Below are 21,741 nucleotides of genomic sequence, written 5' to 3'. Positions count from 1 at the left end.
AGGAGCCTGACCGTGCCCCATACCCCGCAAGACATCTTTCTGCGCAGCAGCGCGCCCGTGACGATCGACGAGGATCGCTGCATCGCCGACAAGGGCTGCACCGTCTGCGTCGACGTATGCCCGCTCGACCTGCTCGCGATCGACGTGACCAAAGGCAAGGCCTACATGCAGTTCGACGAATGCTGGTACTGCATGCCGTGCGAACGCGACTGCCCGACCGGCGCGGTCAAGGTCGACATCCCATACCTGCTGCGCTGACCCGGCGGACCGCGTGTGCATCGACATCGCGCGTGTGCCGATCATCCGGCCGCGCATGCTGCCGATGGATGAATCGTTCGGCGTGCTCGACACGCAGAGGCGCCGCATGATGCGGACGCTGCTGCGCGCCATTGGGTCGCGGATCGGCGCGACCGTGTCGTTCGTCACGCCTCTTACGCATCGTTAATACTCCGAATTTTGCCCATGACCGCTTCCTCCCCTGCTTTCCCGCTACCTGGCGCGCACGCTTCAGACCTCGCCGCGCTCGTCGCGCGTGTTGCGGCGCCCGATGCATCCGTGCGCCGCATCGCGCTGCTCGAACTCGCCGATCTCGAGGATCCCGATCTCGTGCCGATCTTCGTTGCGGCACTGCGCGACGATCCGGCCGCCGACGTGCGCGGCGAAGCGGCGCGCGTGCTCGCCGCCTGGGAGCAGCCCGACGTCGTCGACACGCTGTGCCACGCGCTGCTCGATCCGGACGACGACGTGCGCGCGACCGCGGCACGCAGCCTGTCCGAACTGAAGGATGTCGCGTCCGGTGCCGTGCTGTGCCGCTGGGCCGAACACGCCGAGCCGTTCGTGCGCGGCGCCGCGTTGCGCGCGCTGCGCGAACTGCGCGACCCCGACGCGTTCGCGCCTGCGTTGCACGCGCTCGACGCGCCGCAGGCAGCCGTGCGCGCCGAAGCCGTCGCCGTGCTCGGCTGGCTCAAGGACGTCCGCGCGTTGTCGCCGCTCGCACGCATCGCGACGACCGACGCGGATGCGGACGTGCGGCGCATCGCGGTCGGCGCGGTCGGGTTTGCGGCGTCCGGCGACACGGTCGTCGTCAACGCGTTGCTTGCCGCGCTGCGCGACGCCGAATGGCAGGTACGCGAGGAAGCGGCCGCGACGCTCGGCAAGCTGCGTGTCTCGGTCGCACGCGCGCCGCTCGTCGCCGCGCTCAATGACGATTACTGGCAGGTGCGCCTGCGTGCGGTGCGCGCACTCGGGCAATTGCGCGACGCCGCCGCGGCGCCGGCCGTCGCCGCGCTGCTGTCGCATGCGATCAGCAACCTGCGCAAGGAGGCCGCACTCGCGCTCGGCGAACTGCGCGATCCCGCGACGCTGCCCGCGCTGCGCGACGCATTGGACGATCGCGATCCCGAAGTACGCAAGGCCGTGCGGATCGCCATCGCGCAGATTGGAGGAGATGCACGATGACGCCGCCGGCCGAGATTCGTCTCGATCATGCGACTCGTGCGCTGACGCTGTGCTGGCCGGACGGCACCACGCAGCGTATCGGCTTTGCGAGGTTGCGCGGCGATTGTCCATGCGCCGCGTGCCGGAAGATCCGGCTCGACGGCAGGCAAGTCGACGCGCCGCCCGACCTGACGCTGAACGGGGTGGAAGCGGCCGGTTACGGCATCCGCCTGCTGTTCGGCGACGGTCACGCGCGCGGCATCTATCCGTGGCCATATCTGGCGGAACTGGGCAGAGACGAGCCGGATGCGGGCATCGCATCGTGCGATGTGCTCGCGTTTGGACGACCAGCGGACTGAGCGCCGACGAATCGACTCGCATCGGGCCGCCCGCTTCGGCCGCGTATCAGGCAGCGACTTACACCGCTTCCGTGCGCCCGTCACTCGCCGATCGCACAAACGACAACGCCCGGCAGGTCATCCCTGCCGGGCGTTCGCATCGTCAGATGCCGTGGTCCGCTACCGAGGCACGCCCCGGCGCCGGATCACTCCCACTCGATCGTCGCCGGCGGCTTGCCCGAGATGTCGTACACCACGCGGTTGATCCCGCGCACCTCGTTGATGATCCGGTTCGACGCGCGGCCGAGCAGCGCGTACGGCAGGTGCGCCCAGTGCGCGGTCATGAAGTCGGTGGTCTGCACCGCGCGCAGCGACGTCACGTAGTCGTACGTGCGGCCATCGCCCATCACGCCGACCGACTTCACCGGCAGGAACACCGCGAACGCCTGGCTCGTCAGGTCGTACCAGGTCTTGCCGACGTCGGCCTCGCCGCACAGGCCCGCTGCCGCGTCCTGCGCGGTGGCGGTCGTGCCGCGCAGTTCCTCGATGAAGATCGCATCCGCGCGACGCAGCAGGTCCGCGTATTCGCGCTTCACTTCGCCGAGAATCCGCACGCCGAGGCCCGGGCCCGGGAACGGATGGCGGTACACCATCTCCGGCGGCAGGCCGAGCGCGACGCCCAGTTCGCGCACTTCGTCCTTGAACAGGTCGCGCAGCGGCTCGAGCAGCTTCAGACCGAGCGTTTCCGGCAGGCCGCCGACGTTGTGGTGGCTCTTGATCGTCGTCGCCTTCTTCGTCTTCGTGCCGCCCGACTCGACCACGTCCGGATAGATCGTGCCCTGTGCGAGCCACTTCGCCTTCGACAGCTTCTTCGCTTCCGCCTGGAACACTTCGACGAACTCGCGGCCGATGATCTTGCGCTTCGCTTCCGGATCGGTCACGCCGGCCAGATGGCCGAGGAACTGCTCGGACGCGTCGACGTGCACGACCTTCGCATGCAGGCGGCCCTCGAACATGTCGAGCACCATCTTGCCTTCGTTCAGGCGCAGCAGGCCGTGGTCGACGAACACGCAGGTGAGCTGGTCGCCGATCGCGCGATGGATCAGCGCCGCCGCGACGCTCGAATCCACCCCGCCCGACAGGCCGAGAATCACTTCCTCGTCACCGACCTGCTCGCGGATCTTCGCAACGGCTTCCTCGATGTGGTTCTTCATGATCCAGTCGGGCTTCGCGCCGGCGATCTGCAGCACGAAGCGTTCGATGATCTGGCGGCCCTTCACCGTGTGCGTGACTTCCGGGTGGAACTGCACCGCGTAGTAGCCGCGCGCCTCGTCGGCCATGCCGGCGATCGGGCAGCTCGGCGTCGACGCCATCAGCGCGAAGCCCGGCGGCAGCTCGGCAACCTTGTCGCCGTGGCTCATCCAGACCTTCAGCATACCGTGGCCTTCGGCCGTCTTGAAATCCTCGATGCCGTCGAACAGGCGCGTATGCCCGTGCGCGCGCATTTCCGCGTAACCGAATTCGCGATGGTCGCTCCACTCGACCTTGCCGCCGAGCTGCACGGCCATCGTCTGCATGCCGTAGCAGATGCCGAGCACCGGCACGCCGAGATCCCACACGGCCTGCGGCGCACGCAGCTGGTGGTCTTCGTACGTGCTCGCATGGCTGCCCGACAGGATCACCGCCTTCGGCGCGAACTCGCGGACGAAGTCGTCGGACACGTCGTTCGGATGGATTTCGCAGTAGACGTGCGCTTCGCGCACGCGGCGCGCGATCAGTTGGGTGACTTGCGAACCGAAGTCGAGAATCAGGATTTTGTCGTGCATGGCTGCGGACAGGATGAAGAGAATAAGAAAAGCAGCGCATGAAGCGCTGCGTCAATAGCATGGACAACGGCGTCGGGCGGCAGGCGGCTCGCGCGACGCATCGCCGGTCAATCCTGCGACGGCGGGCGTGCGTCGAACGCGACGCTGCCTGACAATCGGTCGGATTCGGCCGGCGTGGCTGCCGACGGCGCCGCCGGACGGCCGACGACCGGTTCGACCCGTTGCTGCGGGGCGGAGGCCGGCGCCGGTGCGGCCGGACGCTGCTCGAGCGCCTGCGCCTTCTCGCGCCGCCGCACGGCCGAGGCGAGGCGTACGCCGCCGACGCCGAGCACGATCAGCGCGACACCGGCCATCGTCGACAGCACGCGGCCGGCGGCCGCGAGCGCGGGACCGTTGCCGGTGCCGAACGACCACACCACCGCCAGCACGCCGATCAGCCAGTTCACATGGCCGACCGCACGCGCGACGGGCGCCGTGAGATCGCCGTTGACCGCCGCATGGAACGCGAGCCACGCGAGGCCGAGCAGCGCGATGCCGAACGCCTGGCCGAGCATCGCCGGCTGGATGTTCGCCAGCTGCAGCGCGTTGAACAGCGCCTGCCAGGGCGTCAGCACGAACAGCACGCCGAACGCCAGCAGCAGCACGGCATCGACGATCAGCACGGCTCGCAGCAACGGTTTCATCGGCGATCAGTCCACGTGGTAGTTCGGTGCTTCCTTCGTGATCTGCACGTCATGCACGTGCGACTCGCGCATGCCCGCCGCGGTGATCTGGACGAATTCGGCCTTGTCGTGCAGCTCGTCGATCGTGCGGCAGCCGCAGTAGCCCATGCTCGCGCGCACGCCGCCGACCAGCTGGAACAGGATCGCGTTGACCGAACCCTTGTATGCGACGCGGCCTTCGATGCCTTCCGGCACGAGCTTGTCGATATTCGCCGAGTTGTCCTGGAAGTAGCGGTCCGCCGCGCCGTCCTTCATCGCGCCGACCGAACCCATGCCGCGGTACGACTTGTACTGGCGGCCCTGATACAGGAAGACGTCGCCCGGCGCCTCTTCGGTGCCCGCGAACATGCTGCCCATCATCACCGCGTTCGCGCCGGCCGCGAGGGCCTTCGACACGTCGCCCGAGAAACGCACGCCGCCGTCGGCGATGCACGGCACGCCGGTGCCCTTCAGCGCTTCCGCGACGTTCGCGATCGCGCTGATCTGCGGCACGCCGACGCCCGCGACGATCCGCGTCGTGCAGATCGAGCCCGGGCCGATGCCGACCTTGACCGCGTCCGCGCCGTATTCGACGAGCGCCTTCGCGGCGGCTGCCGTCGCGATGTTGCCGCCGATCACCTCGACGTGCGGGAAGTTCTGCTTGACCCAGCGCACGCGCTCGAGCACGCCCTTGCTGTGGCCGTGCGCGGTATCGACGACGATCACGTCGACGCCGGCCTGCACCAGCAGCTCGACGCGCTCTTCGTTGTCCGGGCCGACGCCGACCGCCGCGCCTGCGCGCAGCTTGCCGTGTTCGTCCTTGCACGCATCCGGGTGTTCGGTCTGCTTGGTGATGTCCTTGACGGTCATCAGGCCGCGCAGTTCGAACGCGTCGTTGACGACCAGCACGCGCTCGAGGCGGTGGCTGTGCATCAGCGCCTTCGCTTCGGCGAGCGGCGTGCCTTCCTTGACCGTGACGAGGCGCTCGCGCGGCGTCATGATCGACTTGACCGGTTCGTCGAGGCGCGATTCGAAACGCAGGTCGCGGTTCGTGACGATGCCGACGAGTTGCGGGCCTTCCACGACCGGGAAGCCCGAGATGCCATGCTGACGCGACAGCGCGATCACGTCGCGTACCTTCATCTGCGGCGGAACCGTGATCGGGTCGCGCACGACGCCCGATTCGAAACGCTTGACCTTCGCGACCTCGCGGGCCTGCTCGGCCGGCGTGAGGTTCTTGTGGACGATGCCCACACCACCCTGCTGCGCCATCGCGATCGCGAGGCGACCTTCGGTGACCGTGTCCATCGCGGCGGACACGAGCGGCATGTTCAGGGAGATGTTGCGGGTCAGCTTGGTCTTCAGGCTGGTGTCGCGCGGGAGAACGTCGGAGAAGGCGGGAACGAGGAGCACATCATCGAAAGTGAGTGCTTTTTGGATCAGACGCATGGCAAATCCTATGGGCGCAAAAGCGAATTATACGCGAAGCGCTGCGAATTTTCACAACACGAACAACGGGTTAGGCGTTTTCAAGCGTTCGGGGGCCGAATCGTTCGGATCGCCGTTCGGTTCGTTTTCGATCGCCTTTCGTTTCACCCCCGCATCGACCCATTCGCGCAACCGGCCGGAATCGGGCCGATCGCATGTCGTGGCCGCGCGACGGCGGCCCTGCCGGCGGGGCCTCGGCCAGCCCCGCTCGGCACGTCCATGCGGCCCCGGGGCGGCACTAGACCAGCCCGGCCGCGGCGCGCGCGATCATCGCCGCGCCGACACCGATCGCGCCGCCGCCGACGATCCGGGCAACGCGCTCGCCGCCCGGCGCCAGCCGCTCGGCGGCGATCGCCCCGGTCACGACGGCCATCACGCGTAGATCCATCATGCCGGCTGCCAGAGCAACGGCCATCAGGTTCCCGCAGCAGGCGCCGCAACGTAGCGCGGTTCGCACGCCGTACCACCAAGCAACCGCGGCCGCGGCTTCGGCCCGCCGCCCACATGCGTCGTCCGGTGCATGCCGGCAGCAAGCGAGCCGGCGCGCCTTCCAGCCGGACAACTGCAGCACGCCCGCGCCGAGCACGACCGTGCCGGACGCGAACGGCATCGCGGCGGCGAGCGCGGGCAACCGCGCGGCGACCGCCGCCAGCGCGGTGCCGCCTGGAAACACCAGCGCGCCGAGCGCCATCCATGCGCAGAAATACCCGGCGCCCGCGACCGCGACCAACCACGCCACGCGCGCCTCGCCCGACGGGCCAAGGCTCCGCCGGTATCGCCAGAGCACCGGCGCCAGCACCGGCAGCATCATCGTCACCGTCATCGCGCCCCACATGCCTGCGAACGCGGCGAACGCGCGCCCTGCCTGCCATCCGCACGGCCGGAGCCATCCAGCCGACAACGTCCAGCCGCCCGCCATCGGCATGCCGCCCATCGCGTCCATCGATGCGTGCTGCGCGAGCGTCGCCCAGACGCCGGCGCCAAATACCGCGACGAGCGCGGCGCCGAATGCCCGTCGGCCACCGCCCGGCGCGCCGGTCGCAGCCGGTTTCGTCGTGACGCTCATTGCCCGCTCCCGCCGCTCGCCGGCCCGCGCTCAGCCGCGCGCGTACTCGTCATGGCGGCGCCACCACACGCCCGTCTCGTTGCGCCCGAGCGGCGCACGATCGAGCCACTGATACATCCCCCACAGCCCGTCGAGCCCGCGTGCGTACGTCGAATACGTGTGATAGACGACGCCATCCCCGCGCACGAACGCACTCATCCCGGGCCGGTCGCGCGCATACGTGGCGGCGTCGGTGCCGCAGGTCGCCGCGAACTGGGCGACGGCCGCCGGCGGCGGGTCCATGTCCATCGCGTGACCGGCCCGCGCATAGTTGTATTCGACGTCGCCGGTGCGTTGCTGCGTTTCGGTGAACGACACGTTGAAGTCGAAATTGAACTCGCCGCCGTCGGACGACGCCCACGGAAAGTGCCAGCCCATCCGCTGCCGGTACGCGAGCAGCTTCGCGAGCGGCGCGCGCGACACCGCCGCGAGCGTCACGTCGTGGTTCGCGAGGTGGACCGCAAAACCGTCGAAACCGTCGGCGAGCGCCGAGCACGACGGGCAGCCGGCCTTGTAGTCGGGGCCGAACATGAAGTGATAGACGAGCAGTTGCGAACGGCCGCCGAACAGGTCGTCGAGCGTCGCCGGGCCGTCCTCGGTGTCGAACCGGTAGGCCTTGTCGACGCGCACCCACGGCAGCGCCTGGCGCCGCCGCGCGAGGTCGTCGCTTTGCCGCGTCAACGCCTTTTCCGCATCGAGCAGCGCGCGGCGCGCAGTCAGCCATTCGGCGCGCGTTCCGGTGAGATGGTTCGTCATTGCAGGTTCCTCCTTTCGATGGATATCCGGGCACGGCGCCTCCGCCGTGTGCGTGGTGCTAGATTAGGGCCGGGCATCGGACCGGAGGGAGTGACAACTGTGTCGGGATTCGGATGGATTCGCTGATCACGGCCGCCGCGCGGGCGCTCGCGGCGGGCGACCCGCTCGGCGCGCTGAACCGCGTCGCACTGCGCGACGACGCGCCGGCGCTCGCGTTGCGCGGCATCGCGATGGCGCAGCTCGGCGATTTCGAGCGCGCGCGGGCGCTCGTGCGCGGCGCGGCACGCGCGTTCGGCGCGAAGGAAGCGCTCGCGCGGGCGCGCTGCGTCGTCGCGGAAGCCGAAATCGCGCTGGCGTCCCGCGACCTCGGCTGGCCGTCGCGCGCCCTCGAAGCCGCCTGCGCGACGCTCGACGCACACGGCGACCGCGCGAACGCCGCGCATGCGCGCTATCTCGGCGTGCGCCGGCTGCTGCTGATCGGGCACGTCGACGAAGCCGAACGGCAGCTCGCGAACCTCGATCCCGCACCACTGCCGGCCGCATCGCGCGCGGCCCACGAACTGATCGCGGCCGGCATCGCGATGCGCCGCATCCGCCCGCACTTCGCGCGCACGGCACTCGCCCGTGCCCGCGCGGCCGCACGGGACGCCGACATCGCCGCGCTGACGGCCGAAATCGAGACGGCCGCACGCATGCTGGATACGCCGGCCGCGCGGCTCATCGCGCGCGGTGCGTCGCGGCTCGTGCTGCTCGACGAGGTCGAGGCGCTGCTGGAATCGAATGCGCTGGTCGTCGATGCATGTCGCCACGCCGTGCGCGACGCACGCACGACCGTGTCGCTCGCGCGCCGCCCGGTGCTGTTCGTGCTCGCCCGCGCGCTGGGCGAGGCGTGGCCCGGCGACGTGTCGCGAAATGCGCTCGTCGCCGCGGCGTTTCGCGCGAGACACGCGGACGAATCGCATCGCGCACGCCTGCGCGTCGAGATCGGCCGCTTGCGCGCGATGCTGCGCCCGCTCGCGAACGTCACCGCGACGCCGCGCGGCTTCGCGCTCGAGCCGCTCGGCCCACGCGAGACCGTCGTGCTCGCGCGTCCGGTCGACGATCGCCATGCGGCCGTGCTCGCGCTGCTCGCGGACGGCGAGGCATGGTCGAGCTCCGCGCTGGCGCTCGCGCTTGGCGCTAGCCAGCGCACCGTGCAGCGCGCGCTCGATGCGCTCGCCGAAGCGGACAAGGTGCAGGCGCTCGGCCGCGGTCGCGCGCGCCGCTGGATGACGCCGCCGCTACCCGGATTCGCGACGACCTTGTTACTCCCCGCACCGCTGCCGGGCGACTAGGATGGGCACACCAACGACGAGGTGACAGACATGAAACGCTCCACCGCAGACATCCTCCGCGAATACGGCCCGTTTCCGGGCGTCGACGGCGTGCACGGCGTCACGTTCGACGGACAGCGCGTCTGGTTCGCGTCCGGCGACAAGCTGAACGCGCTCGACCCGGAACGCGGCACGACCGTGCGCGCACTCGACGTCGCCGCGCACGCAGGCACCGCGTTCGACGGGCGTCATCTGTTCCAGATCGTCGAGGACCGCATCGAGAAGATCGATCCCGATTCGGGCCGCGTGCTCGCGACGATCCCCGCGCCCGGCGGCGGCGCGGATTCGGGGCTCGCGTGGGCCGAAGGTACGCTGTGGGTCGGCCAGTATCGCGAGCGCAAGATTCATCAGGTGGATCCGCAATCGGGCGCCGTGCTGCGCACGATCGAGTCGAACCGCTTCGTCACCGGCGTGACGTGGGTCGACGGCGAGCTGTGGCACGGCACCTGGGAAGCGGACGAGAGCGCGCTGCGGCGGATCGACCCGCGCACCGGCCAGGTGCTCGAACAGGTCGACATGCCGCCCGGTGTCGGCGTGTCGGGGCTGGAATCCGACGGTCGCGACCTCTTCTATTGCGGCGGCGGCAACAGCGGCAAGCTGCGCGCCGTGCGGCGCCCTGCGCGAGCACGCGCGGAGGGCGACAGTGCGGCGGCATCCGAGCCGGTCGAGCGCTGATCGCCGATCATCGACGGGCCGCCCGGCCCGCCGCCATCCCCGGTCAACGCCAGCACGAATCGCGATGGCGCTCCCGGCCGATTCCGAACCGCGTCCGCTCTGGAGTGCAGGAATGAACAAGACGCTGTCGCGCCGCCATCGTTAAGATGCGCGCTCGTCAGTCATTCGTTCGGAGCAGTCGATGCAGCGCGGTGTGGTGTATGGCGTCCTTGCGGGCGCGTTGTGGGGGATGGTCTTTCTCGTGCCGCGGCTGATGACCGACTTCTCGCCGCTGCTGCTGAGCGCGGGCCGCTACGCGATGTACGGCCTCGTGTCGCTGGCGGCGGCACTGCCGGCTGCCCGTTCGCTGCTCGTGCGGCTGACGCGCGAGGATCTCGTCGCGCTCGCGAAGCTCGCGCTGATCGGCAACGTCGCGTACTACATGCTGCTGTCCGGCGCCGTGCACCTGATCGGCATCGCGCCCAGCTCGCTGATCGTCGGCGTGCTGCCCGTGACCGTCACGCTCGCCGGCCTCGGCGACCAAGGCGCGATGCCGCTGCGGCGCCTCGTCGCCCCGCTCGCGCTGGTGATCGCCGGCATCGTCTGCATCAACGTCGACCTGTTCACATCGGAAGCCGCGCATGCGACGACGCTCGGCCAGAAGCTCGCCGGCGTCGCGTGCGCAACCGGCGCGCTCGCGAGCTGGACCTGGTACGCGGTCGCGAACACGCGCTACCTGCAGCGCCACCATCATTTCGGCGGCAACGAATGGTCGGTGCTGTGGGGTGTAGTGACGGGCCTGATCGGCGGCCTCTGCTGGCTCGCGATCCTCGCGCTGCCGGCCGGCACGGTCCAGGCGGCCGTCCCGGCATCGCGCTGGCAACTGTTCTGGCTGCTGAACCTCGCGCTCGCGATCGGCGCGTCGTGGCTCGGCAACGGACTGTGGAACGCTGCATCGAAGCGGCTGCCGCTCACGCTGTCCGGCCAGCTGATCGTGTTCGAGACCGTGTTCGCGATGCTCTACGCATTCGTCTACGACCACCGGATGCCGCGCGTGCTCGAGATCGCGGCGCTCGCGCTGCTGCTGGCGGGCGTGTACGGGTCGGTGCGCCGGCACGGCGACACGCATGCGAGCGGCGACACGCCCGGCCGTGCAGCCGCGAACGCGAACATCACGGCCCACTGAGCGCGTGCGAGCCTGGTCTGACGAATCGGGACAAAAGGAAATGGAGCGATGCTGGCGCGACGCGTCAGCGCGCGTCCTTGTGCATCCACTTGCGGCCCTCGATGGAGCCCTCGCGGCGGGTCTTGTCCACGCGCCGCTGGCGCGCGAGCTTCGGATCGACGATCAACGGGCGGTAGATCTCGACACGATCATGATCGGCAAGCGGCGCGTCGAGCGGTGCGAGCTTGCCGAACACGCCGGTTTTTGCATGCGCGAGGTCGATTTCCGGGTGCAGCGCGAGCACGCCGCTCGCGTCGATGGCCGCGCGCACGGTCGCGCCTTCGGGCAGCGACACCGGAATCAGCGTCTGGCGATCCGGCAGCGCGTAACAGACTTCGATCGACAGCATCGCGTCACCCCTTCCCGTAGCGCTGGTCAGCGCGCTTGACGAACGAATCGACGAACGTGTTCGCGATATGGCTGAACACCGGCCCGATGATCTTTTCGAGCAGGATGCTCGAGAATTCGTAGTGCAGCGCAAATTCGATCTTGCATGCATCGGAGCGCAGCGGGATGAAGCGCCACGAACCCGTGAACTTCCGGAACGGGCCGTCCGCGAACTCCATGTCGATCCGTGTCGGGCGCTGCTGCGTGTTGCGCGTCGCGAAATGCTGCTTGATGCCCTTGAAGTTGATGTCGATGCGCGCTTCCATCCCGCTGTCGTCCTGACGGCGAATCTCGACGCCGCCGCACCAGGGCAGGAAATTGGGGTAATCGGCCACGTCGGTGACGAGGTCGAACATCTGTTCCGCCGAATGACGGATCAATACGGTTTTCTGGACATCTGCCATAAATCGCGCGGCATCGCTCGAGGTAAGAACGCAAGCCGGGCGATTCCCGCCCCGCTTTGCTAAAATCGTGATTTTAAACGAGTTGGCCCGATCCTTTCATGAGCATCATCGACAACAGGAAAGCGCACTTCGATTATCACATCGAGGAACGCTACGAGGCGGGGCTCGTGCTCGAGGGCTGGGAAGTCAAGGCGCTGCGCGCCGGGCGCGGCCAGATCAAGGAAGGCTACGTCGTGGTCAAGAACGCCGAGATCTTCCTGATCGGCACCCACATCAGCCCACTGCCCGAAGCCTCGACGCACATCAAGCCCGATCCGGTCCGCACGCGCAAGCTGCTGCTGCATCGCGACGAAATCAAGAAACTGATCGGCAAGGTCGAGCAGCGCGGCTACACGCTCGTGCCGCTGAACTTCCACTACAAGGGCGGTCGCGTGAAATGCGACATCGCGCTCGCGAAGGGCAAGAAGCTGCACGACAAGCGCGAAACCGAGAAGAAACGCGACTGGGAGCGCGAAAAGGCCCGCATCATGCGCGCCGGCACCTGACGCGCAACGTTCCGCATCGCAAACAACACGGCCCGCTCGAAGCGGGCCGTGTGCTTTTGTGAGCCGCGATGCGTCGATGCGACGATCGAGCAGCCGCTCACGGTTCCTGATGAACCCCCGCGCTGCTTATCGTCATGCGAGCAGCATCGCAATTCCATGGCGCGACGATTCGCCGCACGCCGGCCGCACGCCACGGCCGGACGGCTCACCGAGCCGCGCGTGCGCTCAACCCTTTCCGACCGCGGCGGGCGTCGCGTTCTTGACGATCGTCAGCGCCGACGCGATCGCGGTGCCGAGATCCGACAGGTTCGCCGGCACGATCAGCGTATTGCCCTGTTTCGCGAGGTTCGAGAAGGCACCGACGTACTGCTCGGCGACCTTCAGGTTCACGGCATCCATCCCGCCCTGCGACTGGATCGCGTTCGCGATCTTCTGGATGGCCTGCGCGTTCGCCTCTGCCACCGCGAGAATCGCGGCCGCCTCGCCCTGCGCCTGGTTGATCGCGGCCTGCCGCTCGCCTTCCGACTTCTGGATCGCCGCCTCGCGCGCACCCGACGCGAGGTTGATCTGCTCCTGCTTGCGGCCTTCGGATGCGGCGATCAGCGCGCGCTTTTCCCGCTCGGCGGTGATCTGTGCCTGCATCGCGTGCAGGATTTCCTTCGGCGGCGTCAGGTCCTTGATCTCGTAACGCAGCACTTTCACACCCCAGTTCGCGGCAGCCTGGTCGAGCGCCGACACGATGTTGTGGTTGATGAAGTCGCGTTCCTCGAAGGTCTTGTCGAGCTCGAGCTTGCCGACCACCGACCGTAGCGTCGTCTGCGCGAGCTGCGTGATCGCGAGCACGAAGTTGCTCGATCCGTACGACGCCTTCATCGGATCGGTCACCTGGAAGTACAGCACGCCGTCGACCTGCAGTTGCGTGTTGTCGCGCGTGATGCAGACCTGGCTCGGCACGTCGAGCGGAATTTCCTTCAGCACGTGCCGGTAGGCGATCCGGTCGACGAACGGCAGCACGATATTGAGACCGGGCGACAGCGTCGCGTGATAGCGCCCGAAGCGTTCGAGCACCCACGCATGCTGCTGCGGCACGATCTTCACCGTCTTCGACACGATCACGATGGCGATGACGAGCAGGACGACCCAGATGATCAGCGAATCCATGAAATGTTCTCTCCTTGTTGTATCAGCGGACGATCAGCCCGCGGGTTTCGCTACGACCACGAGACAGTTGCCGCGCACGGCGCGCACCTGATACACGCGCACATCGTCGCGCTCGCCGTGCGCGAGTTCGACGTCCCAGTCGGCGCCGCGATATTGCACGCGCGCGTGGCCGTCATGCCACGCGTCGACCGTGACGGTCGAGCCGATATCGAGATTGACGTCGGGATTCGTCGACGTGTCGCGCTTCTGCTTGCGCCCGAGCCCCGAGCGGCGCAGCACGATCATCGCGATGATCGCGACCACGGCGGCCACGCCAAACTGCACGTGCGGCGCGAAACCGGCCAGTTGCAGCAATCCGCCCGCGAGAAAACCGAGCGCAATCATCAGCAGGTAGAACGTGCCCGTGAGCAACTCGGCCACGACCAGCACACCCACCGCGACCCACCAGAACAGATGCCCCGACATCATTGTGGTCTCCAGAAAAACGGTCCCGTACGCTCACTATATTCTTCGCCGCCGCAAGCGGACGCGACCGGCACGCCCGGGTCGGCCGGGTCACCCCGTTACATACCGACAAACAAAAACACCCCGGTGCTTACCGGGGTGTTTATAACACGAACCTTGCATTTTGCCTTCAACGCAAGCGCGGCGGTACCGCACTTGCGCCGAACGGCCATTACCGACCGTTACTTCCGGTTGGCGAGCGCCTGCCACGTATCGATGATCGTGTCCGGGTTCAGCGAGATCGACACGATGCCTTCGTCGGTCAGCCATTGCGCGAAGTCCGGATGATCGGACGGGCCCTGACCGCAGATGCCGACGTACTTGCCCATCTTGCGGCAGGTATCGATCGCCCGCTTGAGCAGGAACTTGACGGCCGGGTCGCGTTCGTCGAAGTCGACGGCCAGCAGTTCCATGCCCGAGTCGCGGTCGAGGCCGAGCGTGAGCTGCGTGAGGTCGTTCGAACCGATCGAGAAACCGTCGAAGTGCTCGAGGAACTCTTCGGCAAGGATCGCGTTGGTCGGAACTTCACACATCATCACGAGGCGCAGGCCGTTCTCGCCACGCTTCAGGCCGAACTTCTCGAGCAGGCCGACGACGCGCTCCGCCTGCTTCACGGTCCGCACGAACGGCACCATGATCTCGACGTTGGTCAGGCCCATCTCGTCGCGCACGCGCTTCAGTGCACGGCACTCCATCTCGAACGCCTGCGCGAAATCTTCGGCGATGTAGCGCGACGCGCCGCGGAAGCCCAGCATCGGGTTTTCCTCGTCCGGCTCGTAGCGCGAACCGCCGATCAGCTTCTTGTACTCGTTCGACTTGAAGTCGGACAGACGCACGATCACGGGCTTCGGATAGAACGCCGCGGCGATCGTCGCGACGCCTTCCGTCAGCTTGTCGACGTAGAACTGGCGCGGCGACGCGTGGCCGCGCGCGACGCTCTCGACCGCCTTCTTCAGATCCTGGTCGATGTTCGGGTACTCGAGGATCGCCTTCGGGTGCACGCCGATGTTGTTGTTGATGATGAACTCGAGACGCGCGAGGCCAACACCACCGTTCGGCAGTTGCGAGAAGTCGAACGCGAGCTGCGGGTTGCCGACGTTCATCATGATCTTGACCGGGATTTCCGGCAGCTCGCCGCGCTGCACTTCCGTGACTTCCGTCTCGAGCAGCCCGTCGTAGATCTTGCCTTCGTCGCCTTCCGCGCACGACACCGTGACGAGCGCGCCGTCCTTCAGGATGTCGGTCGCGTCGCCGCAGCCGACGACTGCCGGCACGCCGAGCTCACGCGCGATGATCGCCGCGTGGCAGGTCCGGCCGCCACGGTTCGTGACGATCGCCGCCGCACGCTTCATCACCGGCTCCCAGTTCGGGTCGGTCATGTCCGCCACCAGCACGTCGCCCGGCTGCACGCGTTCCATTTCCGACGGATCCTGGATCACGCGCACGGGGCCCGCGCCGATCTTCTGGCCGATCGCACGACCCGTCGCCAGCACCTGCGACTGGCCCTTCAGCTTGAAGCGCTGCTCGGCCTTGCCGGTCGCCTGGCTCTTCACCGTTTCCGGACGCGCCTGCAGGATGAAGATCTTGCCGTCGCGGCCGTCCTTGCCCCACTCGATGTCCATCGGACGCTGGTAGTGCTTCTCGATGATGACCGCGTACTTCGCCAGCTCGATCACGTCTTCGTCGGTGATCGAGTAGCGGTTGCGCTGCTCGTGCGGCACGTCGACCGTCTTCACGCGGCCCGGCTCGCCCGGCTGCGTGAATTCCATCTTGATCAGCTTCGAGCCGATCGAGCGGCGGATGATCGGGTACTTGTCCTGCGCGAGCGTCGTCTTGAACACGTAGAACTCGTCCGGGTTCACGGCGCCCTGCACGACGGTTTCGCCCAGGCCATAGCTCGACGTGATGAACACGGCGTCCTTGAAGCCCGATTCGGTGTCGATCGTGAACATCACGCCGGCCGCGCCGACGTCCGAGCGGACCATGCGCTGCACGCCGGCCGACAGCGCGACTTCGGCGTGCGTGAAGCCCTTGTGCACGCGGTACGAGATCGCGCGGTCGTTGTACAGCGACGCGAACACGTGCTTCATGCGATCGAGCACGTCGTCGATGCCGACGACGTTCAGGTACGACTCCTGCTGGCCGGCGAACGACGCGTCGGGCAGGTCTTCCGCGGTCGCGGACGAACGCACGGCGAACGACAGCTCGCCCGGCGAGCCGTTCTTCAGGATTTCGAACTGTGCGCGGATTTCCTGCTCGAGACGTGCCTGCAGCGGCGCATCGACGATCCACTTGCGGATTTCGGCACCGGCTTCGGCGAGCGCCTTCACGTCGTCGATGTCGAGCGACTCGAGACGCTTGGCGATGCGATCGGTCAGATCGTTGTGCTTGAGGAAATCACGGAATGCGAGCGCGGTCGTGGCGAAACCGGTGGGTACGCGAACGCCTGCTTCGGAAAGCTGGCTGATCATCTCGCCGAGCGACGCATTCTTGCCGCCCACGATCTCCACATCGGTCATCCGCAACTGCTCGAACGGGATTACATACGCCTGGTCCTTTGCGACGTTTGCTGCGTTAGTCATACAAGCCCCTAAGTGTGAAAAAAATGCTCGATTGCGCAAGTGGGCTCGGACGCGGGCGCTTGCAAAAAGGCGCGGCGCGTCTTGCGCAACCTGTTGGAGAAACAATCGCAGCGGCGGAAAATCTTCCGACCCGATTTGCAAAAATCCCGGCAGAAGGGCGATATATTCAGACGAATCGCCGAACTTGCCGGGAGTTTTAGATCGATCGCGGCAAGCCCGGGGTGCCGTTCGCACCCTGCCCCCGCAATTGCTTATCCAACAGGTTGCCGCTATTCTACCGTGCCGGCTGCCGGATGTGGCGCGACCTTGTCACTGCGTCTGGAGGCGAACCTCCAGCCGCCCGCGCAACCGCCCTTCACGTTCGACGCCCAGATTCATGCTGCCTACCGTTTTCATCGTCTCCGACGGCACCGGGATCACTGCCGAAACCTTCGCGCACTCGATCCTCTCCCAGTTCGACCAGAAATTCCGCCTCGTGCGCTTGCCGTTCGTCGACTCGCTCGACAAGGCCTTTGCGACCGTCGAGAAGATCAACGAAGCCGCGGTGCACGACGGTCGCCGCGCGATCGTGTTCACGACGCTCGTCGACAGCGAGTCGAACGACATCGTCAAGCGCTCGAACGCGCTCGTGCTGGACATGTTCCAGCGCTTCGTCGAGCCGCTCGAGCAGGAACTGGAGCTGAAGTCGAGCCACGCGATGGGTCGCGGCCACCAGAACGCCGACACCGAGGAATACAAGACGCGGATCGAGGCGATCAACTTCTCGCTCGCGCACGACGACGGCCAGTCGAACCGCAACCTGTCGGAGGCCGACGTGATCCTGGTCGGCGTGTCGCGCAGCGGCAAGACACCGACGAGCCTGTATCTCGCGATGCAGTACGGCGTGAAGGCAGCCAACTATCCGCTGATTCCGGAAGACTTCGAGCGCGGCAAGCTGCCGTCGGCGCTGTCGCCGCATCGCGACAAGCTGTTCGGCCTGTCGATCGACCCGCAACGCCTGTCGGAGATTCGCAACGAGCGCCGCCCGGGCAGCAAGTACGCGGCGCCGGAGAACTGCCGCTACGAGATCAACGAGGCCGAGGCGATGATGCGTCGCGAAGGGATCAAGTGGCTGTCGTCGACGCACAAGTCGATCGAGGAGATCGCGACGACGATCCTGCAGGAAATCCGTCTCGACCGGCAGTCGTACTGACGACTTGCCCGCCGGCGCGGCCGCGAGGCCGCCGCCAGAAGCAGAAAGGCCGCGTCGAACGCGGCCTTTTTTCATGGTCGGGATACGCACGCGGACAACGCCGTGCGTCACGTCGTCAGTCACGCGCGCCGCTGCTGCCGCACCTGCTCGAACAGACACACCGCCGCCGCCGCCGCGACGTTCAGCGACTCCATGCCGCCCGGCTGCGGGATCGTTACGCGATGCGTGGCCGCGTCGCGCCAGAACGCCGACACGCCGGCGCCCTCGTTGCCGAACACCCATGCGACGGGCCCGGCCAGGTCGCAGTCGTAGACTGCCCGTGCGCCGTGCGAATCGGTCAGCGCGACCGGCACGTCGAGACGCGCGGCGAGCGCGTCCGGCTCGACGTCCTCGTGGATCGACAGCAGAAAATGCGCGCCCATCGCCGAACGCAGCACCTTCGACGACCACGCATAGGCGGTGCCCGGCGCACAGAATACGTGCCGTACGCCGGCGGCCGCCGCGCTGCGCAAGATCGAACCGACGTTGCCGGCGTCCTGCACGCCGTCGAGCACGACAGACGTGTGCGTGACGCGCTCCGGCAGCGGCTGCGCGGGCCGGTCGACGAGCAACAGGAAACCGACGCCGCTGACCACGTTCGACAGTTGCCCGAACAATGCGTCGGGCAGCGTGACGACCCGCTGCGCGTCGACGCGCGCGATGATCGCCTGCGCTTCGTCGTGCGCGAGCGCGCCTTCGGTCGCGACGCACAGCTCGGGTGTCGCGCCCGTATCGAGATACGCGCTGGCGAGGTGGAAACCCTCGAGCAGCGCCTGGCCGCCCCGCCGCTGCTGGGACGTCGAACCCGCGAGCGCCTTCAGGCGCTTGTACAGCGGGTTGTCGCGGGAAGTAATGCTTTTCATCGAATCAGGTCAAGTGCCGCACGCACCGGCGCGAACGAGCGCCGATGGGCTTCGCACGGGCCATGCTCGCGCAGCGCGGCAAGATGTTTCTCGGTGCCGTAGCCCGCATGCACGTTGAAGCCATATACCGGGAAGCGTTCGTGCAAGTCGACGAGCATGCGGTCGCGCGTGACCTTCGCGAGGATCGATGCGGCGGAAATGCTCGGCACGAGCGCGTCGCCGCTGACGATCGCCTCGGCACGCACCGTCAGCGTCGGACAGCGGTTGCCGTCGATCTGTGCGAGCGTCGGCAGCACCGACAGGCCTTCGACGGCCCGCTTCATCGCGAGCATCGTTGCGTGCAGGATGTTGAGCGTATCGATCTCGTCGACGCTCGCCGAAGCGACGCAATACGCGCGCGAGCGCGCGACGATCAGCTCGTACAGCGCATCGCGCTTCTTCGCGGACAACGCCTTCGAATCGTCGAGCCCGTCGATCGGCTGCGCGGGATCGAGGATCACCGCGGCGGCGACCACCGGCCCCGCGAGCGGGCCGCGGCCCGCTTCGTCGACGCCGCAGACGATCTCGTCGGGCCGGCTGAAGTCGAAGCCGCCCTGCACGTCGGTCGACGCGCGGCGGCGTGGTGCACGGGCGGCCGTCATGCGCGCCCCTTGCGTTGCTCGAGTACACGCACGACCGCTTCGGCCGCTTTCGCGGCCGTGTTCTGCCGCAGCGAGAGATGCATTTCGGTAAACACTTCGGTCAGCGTGCGACGGTTCGCGTCGTCGCGCAGCTGCGTGAGCGTCGCATCGGCGAGCGCCTCGGGCGTCGCGAAATGCTGCAGCAGCTCGGGCACGACGAAGCGCCCCGCCAGGATGTTCGGCAAGCCGACGTACGGCAGGTAGCCCTGCCTGCGCATGATCTGCCCGGTCAACCAGGGCACCTTGTACGAGATCACCATCGGCTTCTTCAACAGCGCGGCTTCCAGCGTGACGGTGCCGCTCTTCACGAGGATCGCGTCGGCGGCCGTCATCGCGACCTGCGAGCGGCCGTCGGTGATCGTCAGCGCAAGCTGCGGATGCGCGTCGACGAGCGGCTGCAGCAGCTCGCGCAGTGCAGGCGTCGCCGCCGGCATCACGAACCTCACGCCGGGCTCGCGCTGCTGCATCAGCGCCATCGCCGCGAAGAACGTCGGGCCGATCAGTCCGATCTCCGAGCGCCGGCTGCCCGGCAGCACCGCGATCACGGGGCCGTCCGCGGGCAAACCCAGCGCGATGCGCGCGCCGTGCGTGTCGGGCTCGAGCGGAATCTCGTCGGCCAGCGGGTGGCCGACATACGTCGACGCGACGCCCGCCTTGTCGAGGATCGCCGGTTCGAACGGGAACAGGCACAGCATGTGGTCGACGGACTTCGCGATCTTCTTGATCCGCCCCCCGCGCCATGCCCAGATCGACGGGCACACGAAGTGGATCGACGGGATGCCCGCGTCGCGCGCGGCCTGCTCCACGTTGAAGTTGAAGTCGGGCGCGTCGACGCCGATGAATGCGTCGGGCCGCTCCGCGAGCAGCTGGCGCTTCAGTTCGCCGCGAATCCGAAGGATTTCGGGAATCTGGCCCAGCGCCTCGACGTAGCCGCGCACCGTCAGCTTGTCCATCTGCCAGTGCGAGTCGAAGCCGTGCGCGAGCATCCGCTGCCCGCCGATCCCGTAGTAGCGGGTCGACGCGGGCAGCCGCGCTTGAAGCCCGCCGAGCAGCGACGCCGCGAGCAGATCGCCCGACGGCTCGCCGGCCACCATCGCGAGCCGGAGCTGATTGGTCGGGAGCGACATCGCTTAGCGGATGATGCCGCGTTGGGACGCGTCGATGAACGCGACGAGCGCGCCAACAGCTGCGTCGCCTTCGCCGCCCGCGGCCGCCAATTCGCGCAACTGCACCTTCGCTTCCTCGAGCGACAGCCCGTTCTTGTACAGCAGGCGGTACGCGCTGCGCAGCGCCGAGATCGCGTCGGGCGAGAAACCGCGCCGGCGCAGGCCTTCGACGTTGATGCCGTGCGGCTCCGCCTTGTTGCCAGCCGCGATCACGAACGGCGGCACGTCCTGCACGAGCGCCGAGGCGCCGCCCAGCATCGAGTGCGCACCGATGCGCACGAACTGGTGCACGCCCGACATCCCGCCGACGATCGCAAAGTCGCCGATCTCGACGTGACCGGCCATCTGCGCGTTGCTCGACAGGATCACGTTGTTGCCGACGCGGCAGTCATGACCGATGTGCACATAGGCCATGATCCAGTTGTCGTCGCCGAGCGTCGTCACGCCGACGTCCTGCACGGTGCCGGTGTGGATCGTCGTGAATTCGCGGATCGTGTTGCGGTTGCCGATCACGAGCTTCGTCGGCTCGTCCTTGTACTTCATGTCCTGCGGACGGCCGCCGACCGACGCGTAATGGCCGATGCGGTTGTCCTCGCCGAGCGTCGTGTGACCTTCGATCACGCTGTGCGAACCGATCGTCGTACGCGCGCCGATCGTGACGTGCGGCCCGACGATCGCATACGGCCCGATCTCGACGGACTCGTCGATCTGCGCACCCGGTTCGACGATCGCGGTAGGATGAATCCTGGTCATGCGCCGTTGCCTCTCGATGTGATGTGTCGCGTTGCTCGCGTTATGTTACCCATGCGTGCCGCGTCGCTCAGGGCGCCGCGTCGGCCGTCTTGACCGTGCACATCAATTCGGCTTCCGCCGCCACCTTGCCGTCCACTTCCGCCACCGCCTTGAACTTCCAGATGCCGCGGATGTAGCGTTCGAACGTCACGTTCAGAATCAGCTGGTCGCCCGGTTCGACCACACGCTTGAAGCGTGCGCCGTCGATGCCGACGAAGTAGTACAGCGTGTTCTCCGGATCCTTCGGCTGCTCTTCCGCGAACGTCAGCAGCGCGGCCGCCTGAGCGAGCGCCTCGAGGATCAGCACACCCGGCATCACCGGCCGCTTCGGGAAGTGCCCCTGGAAGAACGGCTCGTTGATCGACACGTTCTTCAGCGCTTTGATTCCCTTGTGCGGCTCGAGTTCGAGCACGCGATCGACGAGCAGAATCGGGTAGCGATGCGGCAGCAGCGTGAGGATCTTGTGGATGTCGAGATTGATTTTTTCAGTGCTCATGATGGTTCGTCTCACGCAGAAGCTGCG

Annotated in this window: 24 protein-coding genes; 9 read left to right on the top strand and 15 right to left on the bottom strand. The window is 67.4% G+C overall.

Annotated elements, in window-relative coordinates; genetic code table 11:
* Positions 1-12 precede the first annotated feature (12 nt).
* From ACV22V_RS04885 to ACV22V_RS04870, 4 genes are read left to right on the top strand one after another with little or no spacing between them, the layout of a single operon-like run.
* Positions 13-258, top strand: a complete 246-nt coding sequence (locus ACV22V_RS04885; RefSeq protein ID WP_059529554.1) for a 4Fe-4S dicluster domain-containing protein — start codon at positions 13-15, stop codon at positions 256-258.
* Positions 259-271: 13 nt separating this feature from the next.
* Positions 272-445, top strand: a complete 174-nt coding sequence (locus tag ACV22V_RS04880; protein WP_156441394.1) for a hypothetical protein — start codon at positions 272-274, stop codon at positions 443-445.
* A gap of 17 nt (positions 446-462) precedes the next feature.
* The gene (locus ACV22V_RS04875; protein WP_448013160.1) at positions 463-1,458 is read left to right on the top strand and encodes a HEAT repeat domain-containing protein; all 996 of its coding nucleotides are present in this window, start codon (positions 463-465) and stop codon (positions 1,456-1,458) included.
* Positions 1,455-1,796, top strand: a complete 342-nt coding sequence (locus ACV22V_RS04870; protein WP_448013159.1) for a gamma-butyrobetaine hydroxylase-like domain-containing protein — start codon at positions 1,455-1,457, stop codon at positions 1,794-1,796. Before ACV22V_RS04875 ends, ACV22V_RS04870 begins: the two co-directional genes overlap by 4 nt.
* Positions 1,797-1,981: 185 nt before the next feature.
* Here ACV22V_RS04870 and guaA read toward each other — a convergent pair whose 3' ends face one another.
* The 5 genes from guaA to ACV22V_RS04845 form a co-directional block, all read right to left on the bottom strand.
* Positions 1,982-3,601, bottom strand: a complete 1,620-nt coding sequence (gene guaA, locus ACV22V_RS04865; protein WP_059529378.1) for a glutamine-hydrolyzing GMP synthase — start codon at positions 3,599-3,601, stop codon at positions 1,982-1,984.
* A 107-nt stretch (positions 3,602-3,708) separates the two neighbouring features.
* Positions 3,709-4,284: a hypothetical protein gene (locus tag ACV22V_RS04860; protein WP_448013158.1), complete on the bottom strand. Its 576-nt coding sequence runs from the start codon at positions 4,282-4,284 to the stop codon at positions 3,709-3,711.
* 6 nt (positions 4,285-4,290) lie between these two features.
* Complete coding sequence (gene guaB, locus ACV22V_RS04855) at positions 4,291-5,751, bottom strand: IMP dehydrogenase (RefSeq protein WP_059464274.1); 1,461 nt, start codon at positions 5,749-5,751, stop codon at positions 4,291-4,293.
* 277 nt (positions 5,752-6,028) lie between these two features.
* Entirely contained in the window at positions 6,029-6,856 is an 828-nt protein-coding gene (locus tag ACV22V_RS04850) for a copper chaperone (protein ID WP_448013157.1), read from the bottom strand.
* Positions 6,857-6,886: 30 nt separating this feature from the next.
* Positions 6,887-7,651, bottom strand: a complete 765-nt coding sequence (locus ACV22V_RS04845) for a DUF899 domain-containing protein (protein ID WP_448013156.1) — start codon at positions 7,649-7,651, stop codon at positions 6,887-6,889.
* 113 nt (positions 7,652-7,764) lie between these two features.
* Between ACV22V_RS04845 and ACV22V_RS04840 the strand changes: the two genes are divergently transcribed.
* From ACV22V_RS04840 to ACV22V_RS04830, 3 genes are all read left to right on the top strand, one after another.
* Complete coding sequence (locus tag ACV22V_RS04840) at positions 7,765-8,985, top strand: helix-turn-helix domain-containing protein (RefSeq protein ID WP_448013155.1); 1,221 nt, start codon at positions 7,765-7,767, stop codon at positions 8,983-8,985.
* A 30-nt stretch (positions 8,986-9,015) separates the two neighbouring features.
* Positions 9,016-9,699, top strand: coding sequence for a Vgb family protein (locus ACV22V_RS04835; protein ID WP_059817724.1), 684 nt, complete (start codon positions 9,016-9,018; stop codon positions 9,697-9,699).
* 181 nt (positions 9,700-9,880) lie between these two features.
* Positions 9,881-10,864, top strand: a complete 984-nt coding sequence (locus ACV22V_RS04830; RefSeq protein ID WP_448013154.1) for a DMT family transporter — start codon at positions 9,881-9,883, stop codon at positions 10,862-10,864.
* A 64-nt stretch (positions 10,865-10,928) separates the two neighbouring features.
* Here ACV22V_RS04830 and ACV22V_RS04825 read toward each other — a convergent pair whose 3' ends face one another.
* Together ACV22V_RS04825 and ACV22V_RS04820 are read right to left on the bottom strand one after the other, a co-directional pair.
* Positions 10,929-11,252: an RnfH family protein gene (locus ACV22V_RS04825; protein ID WP_059450006.1), complete on the bottom strand. Its 324-nt coding sequence runs from the start codon at positions 11,250-11,252 to the stop codon at positions 10,929-10,931.
* 4 nt (positions 11,253-11,256) lie between these two features.
* Positions 11,257-11,694, bottom strand: a complete 438-nt coding sequence (locus ACV22V_RS04820; RefSeq protein WP_059529356.1) for a type II toxin-antitoxin system RatA family toxin — start codon at positions 11,692-11,694, stop codon at positions 11,257-11,259.
* A gap of 98 nt (positions 11,695-11,792) precedes the next feature.
* Here ACV22V_RS04820 and smpB point away from each other — a divergent pair, with 98 nt between their 5' ends.
* Positions 11,793-12,239 (top strand): SsrA-binding protein SmpB, encoded by a 447-nt coding sequence (gene smpB / locus ACV22V_RS04815; RefSeq protein ID WP_050012888.1) that lies wholly within the window; start codon positions 11,793-11,795, stop codon positions 12,237-12,239.
* A 225-nt stretch (positions 12,240-12,464) separates the two neighbouring features.
* Here the strand turns inward: smpB and ACV22V_RS04810 are convergent, their stop codons facing one another.
* The 3 genes from ACV22V_RS04810 to ppsA all read right to left on the bottom strand — a co-directional run bounded on the left by ACV22V_RS04810 (position 12,465) and on the right by ppsA (position 16,486).
* Entirely contained in the window at positions 12,465-13,400 is a 936-nt protein-coding gene (locus ACV22V_RS04810; RefSeq protein ID WP_059529353.1) for an SPFH domain-containing protein, read from the bottom strand.
* Positions 13,401-13,433: 33 nt separating this feature from the next.
* On the bottom strand, positions 13,434-13,868 hold the full coding sequence (locus tag ACV22V_RS04805) for an NfeD family protein (protein ID WP_059691994.1): 435 nt from the start codon (positions 13,866-13,868) through the stop codon (positions 13,434-13,436).
* Positions 13,869-14,086: 218 nt separating this feature from the next.
* Positions 14,087-16,486 carry a phosphoenolpyruvate synthase gene (ppsA, locus tag ACV22V_RS04800; protein ID WP_059529348.1) on the bottom strand — a complete coding sequence of 800 codons (2,400 nt, stop codon included), beginning with the start codon at positions 16,484-16,486 and terminating at the stop codon, positions 14,087-14,089.
* A 376-nt stretch (positions 16,487-16,862) separates the two neighbouring features.
* On the opposite strand from ppsA, the gene ppsR reads away from it, so the two are divergent.
* Entirely contained in the window at positions 16,863-17,678 is an 816-nt protein-coding gene (gene ppsR / locus ACV22V_RS04795) for a posphoenolpyruvate synthetase regulatory kinase/phosphorylase PpsR (RefSeq protein ID WP_059450011.1), read from the top strand.
* A gap of 119 nt (positions 17,679-17,797) precedes the next feature.
* Here ppsR and ACV22V_RS04790 read toward each other — a convergent pair whose 3' ends face one another.
* The 5 genes from ACV22V_RS04790 to fabZ all read right to left on the bottom strand — a co-directional run bounded on the left by ACV22V_RS04790 (position 17,798) and on the right by fabZ (position 21,714).
* A complete protein-coding gene (locus ACV22V_RS04790; RefSeq protein WP_059529345.1) occupies positions 17,798-18,580 on the bottom strand; it encodes a TrmH family RNA methyltransferase in 783 nt (260 codons plus the stop codon).
* Entirely contained in the window at positions 18,577-19,221 is a 645-nt protein-coding gene (gene rnhB / locus ACV22V_RS04785; protein WP_059691995.1) for a ribonuclease HII, read from the bottom strand. The genes ACV22V_RS04790 and rnhB overlap by 4 nt, the downstream gene beginning before the upstream one ends.
* Positions 19,218-20,387 (bottom strand): lipid-A-disaccharide synthase, encoded by a 1,170-nt coding sequence (gene lpxB / locus ACV22V_RS04780; RefSeq protein ID WP_059529340.1) that lies wholly within the window; start codon positions 20,385-20,387, stop codon positions 19,218-19,220. The genes rnhB and lpxB overlap by 4 nt, the downstream gene beginning before the upstream one ends.
* Before the next feature lie 3 nt (positions 20,388-20,390).
* Complete coding sequence (gene lpxA / locus ACV22V_RS04775; protein ID WP_059529336.1) at positions 20,391-21,179, bottom strand: acyl-ACP--UDP-N-acetylglucosamine O-acyltransferase; 789 nt, start codon at positions 21,177-21,179, stop codon at positions 20,391-20,393.
* Positions 21,180-21,246: 67 nt separating this feature from the next.
* Positions 21,247-21,714: a 3-hydroxyacyl-ACP dehydratase FabZ gene (gene fabZ / locus ACV22V_RS04770; protein WP_006495559.1), complete on the bottom strand. Its 468-nt coding sequence runs from the start codon at positions 21,712-21,714 to the stop codon at positions 21,247-21,249.
* Positions 21,715-21,741: the final 27 nt, after the last annotated feature.

This window comes from Burkholderia sp. AW33-5 (genome assembly GCF_053427615.1).
This window is presented reverse-complemented; position numbering and strand designations above follow the sequence as displayed.

Excerpts from the sequence above, each read along its gene's own strand:
- ACV22V_RS04875 (WP_448013160.1), top strand. The coding sequence starts at position 463 with ATGACCGCTTCCTCCCCTGCTTTCCCGCTACCTGGCGCGCACGCTTCA.
- ACV22V_RS04870 (WP_448013159.1), top strand. The coding sequence starts at position 1,455 with ATGACGCCGCCGGCCGAGATTCGTCTCGATCATGCGACTCGTGCGCTG.
- guaA (WP_059529378.1), bottom strand. The coding sequence starts at position 3,601 with ATGCACGACAAAATCCTGATTCTCGACTTCGGTTCGCAAGTCACCCAA.
- ACV22V_RS04860 (WP_448013158.1), bottom strand. The coding sequence starts at position 4,284 with ATGAAACCGTTGCTGCGAGCCGTGCTGATCGTCGATGCCGTGCTGCTG.
- guaB (WP_059464274.1), bottom strand. The coding sequence starts at position 5,751 with ATGCGTCTGATCCAAAAAGCACTCACTTTCGATGATGTGCTCCTCGTT.
- ACV22V_RS04850 (WP_448013157.1), bottom strand. The coding sequence starts at position 6,856 with ATGAGCGTCACGACGAAACCGGCTGCGACCGGCGCGCCGGGCGGTGGC.
- ACV22V_RS04845 (WP_448013156.1), bottom strand. The coding sequence starts at position 7,651 with ATGACGAACCATCTCACCGGAACGCGCGCCGAATGGCTGACTGCGCGC.
- ACV22V_RS04840 (WP_448013155.1), top strand. The coding sequence starts at position 7,765 with ATGGATTCGCTGATCACGGCCGCCGCGCGGGCGCTCGCGGCGGGCGAC.
- ACV22V_RS04835 (WP_059817724.1), top strand. The coding sequence starts at position 9,016 with ATGAAACGCTCCACCGCAGACATCCTCCGCGAATACGGCCCGTTTCCG.
- ACV22V_RS04830 (WP_448013154.1), top strand. The coding sequence starts at position 9,881 with ATGCAGCGCGGTGTGGTGTATGGCGTCCTTGCGGGCGCGTTGTGGGGG.
- ACV22V_RS04825 (WP_059450006.1), bottom strand. The coding sequence starts at position 11,252 with ATGCTGTCGATCGAAGTCTGTTACGCGCTGCCGGATCGCCAGACGCTG.
- ACV22V_RS04820 (WP_059529356.1), bottom strand. The coding sequence starts at position 11,694 with ATGGCAGATGTCCAGAAAACCGTATTGATCCGTCATTCGGCGGAACAG.
- smpB (WP_050012888.1), top strand. The coding sequence starts at position 11,793 with ATGAGCATCATCGACAACAGGAAAGCGCACTTCGATTATCACATCGAG.
- ACV22V_RS04810 (WP_059529353.1), bottom strand. The coding sequence starts at position 13,400 with ATGGATTCGCTGATCATCTGGGTCGTCCTGCTCGTCATCGCCATCGTG.
- ACV22V_RS04805 (WP_059691994.1), bottom strand. The coding sequence starts at position 13,868 with ATGATGTCGGGGCATCTGTTCTGGTGGGTCGCGGTGGGTGTGCTGGTC.
- ppsA (WP_059529348.1), bottom strand. The coding sequence starts at position 16,486 with ATGACTAACGCAGCAAACGTCGCAAAGGACCAGGCGTATGTAATCCCG.
- ppsR (WP_059450011.1), top strand. The coding sequence starts at position 16,863 with ATGCTGCCTACCGTTTTCATCGTCTCCGACGGCACCGGGATCACTGCC.
- ACV22V_RS04790 (WP_059529345.1), bottom strand. The coding sequence starts at position 18,580 with ATGAAAAGCATTACTTCCCGCGACAACCCGCTGTACAAGCGCCTGAAG.
- rnhB (WP_059691995.1), bottom strand. The coding sequence starts at position 19,221 with ATGACGGCCGCCCGTGCACCACGCCGCCGCGCGTCGACCGACGTGCAG.
- lpxB (WP_059529340.1), bottom strand. The coding sequence starts at position 20,387 with ATGTCGCTCCCGACCAATCAGCTCCGGCTCGCGATGGTGGCCGGCGAG.
- lpxA (WP_059529336.1), bottom strand. The coding sequence starts at position 21,179 with ATGACCAGGATTCATCCTACCGCGATCGTCGAACCGGGTGCGCAGATC.
- fabZ (WP_006495559.1), bottom strand. The coding sequence starts at position 21,714 with ATGAGCACTGAAAAAATCAATCTCGACATCCACAAGATCCTCACGCTG.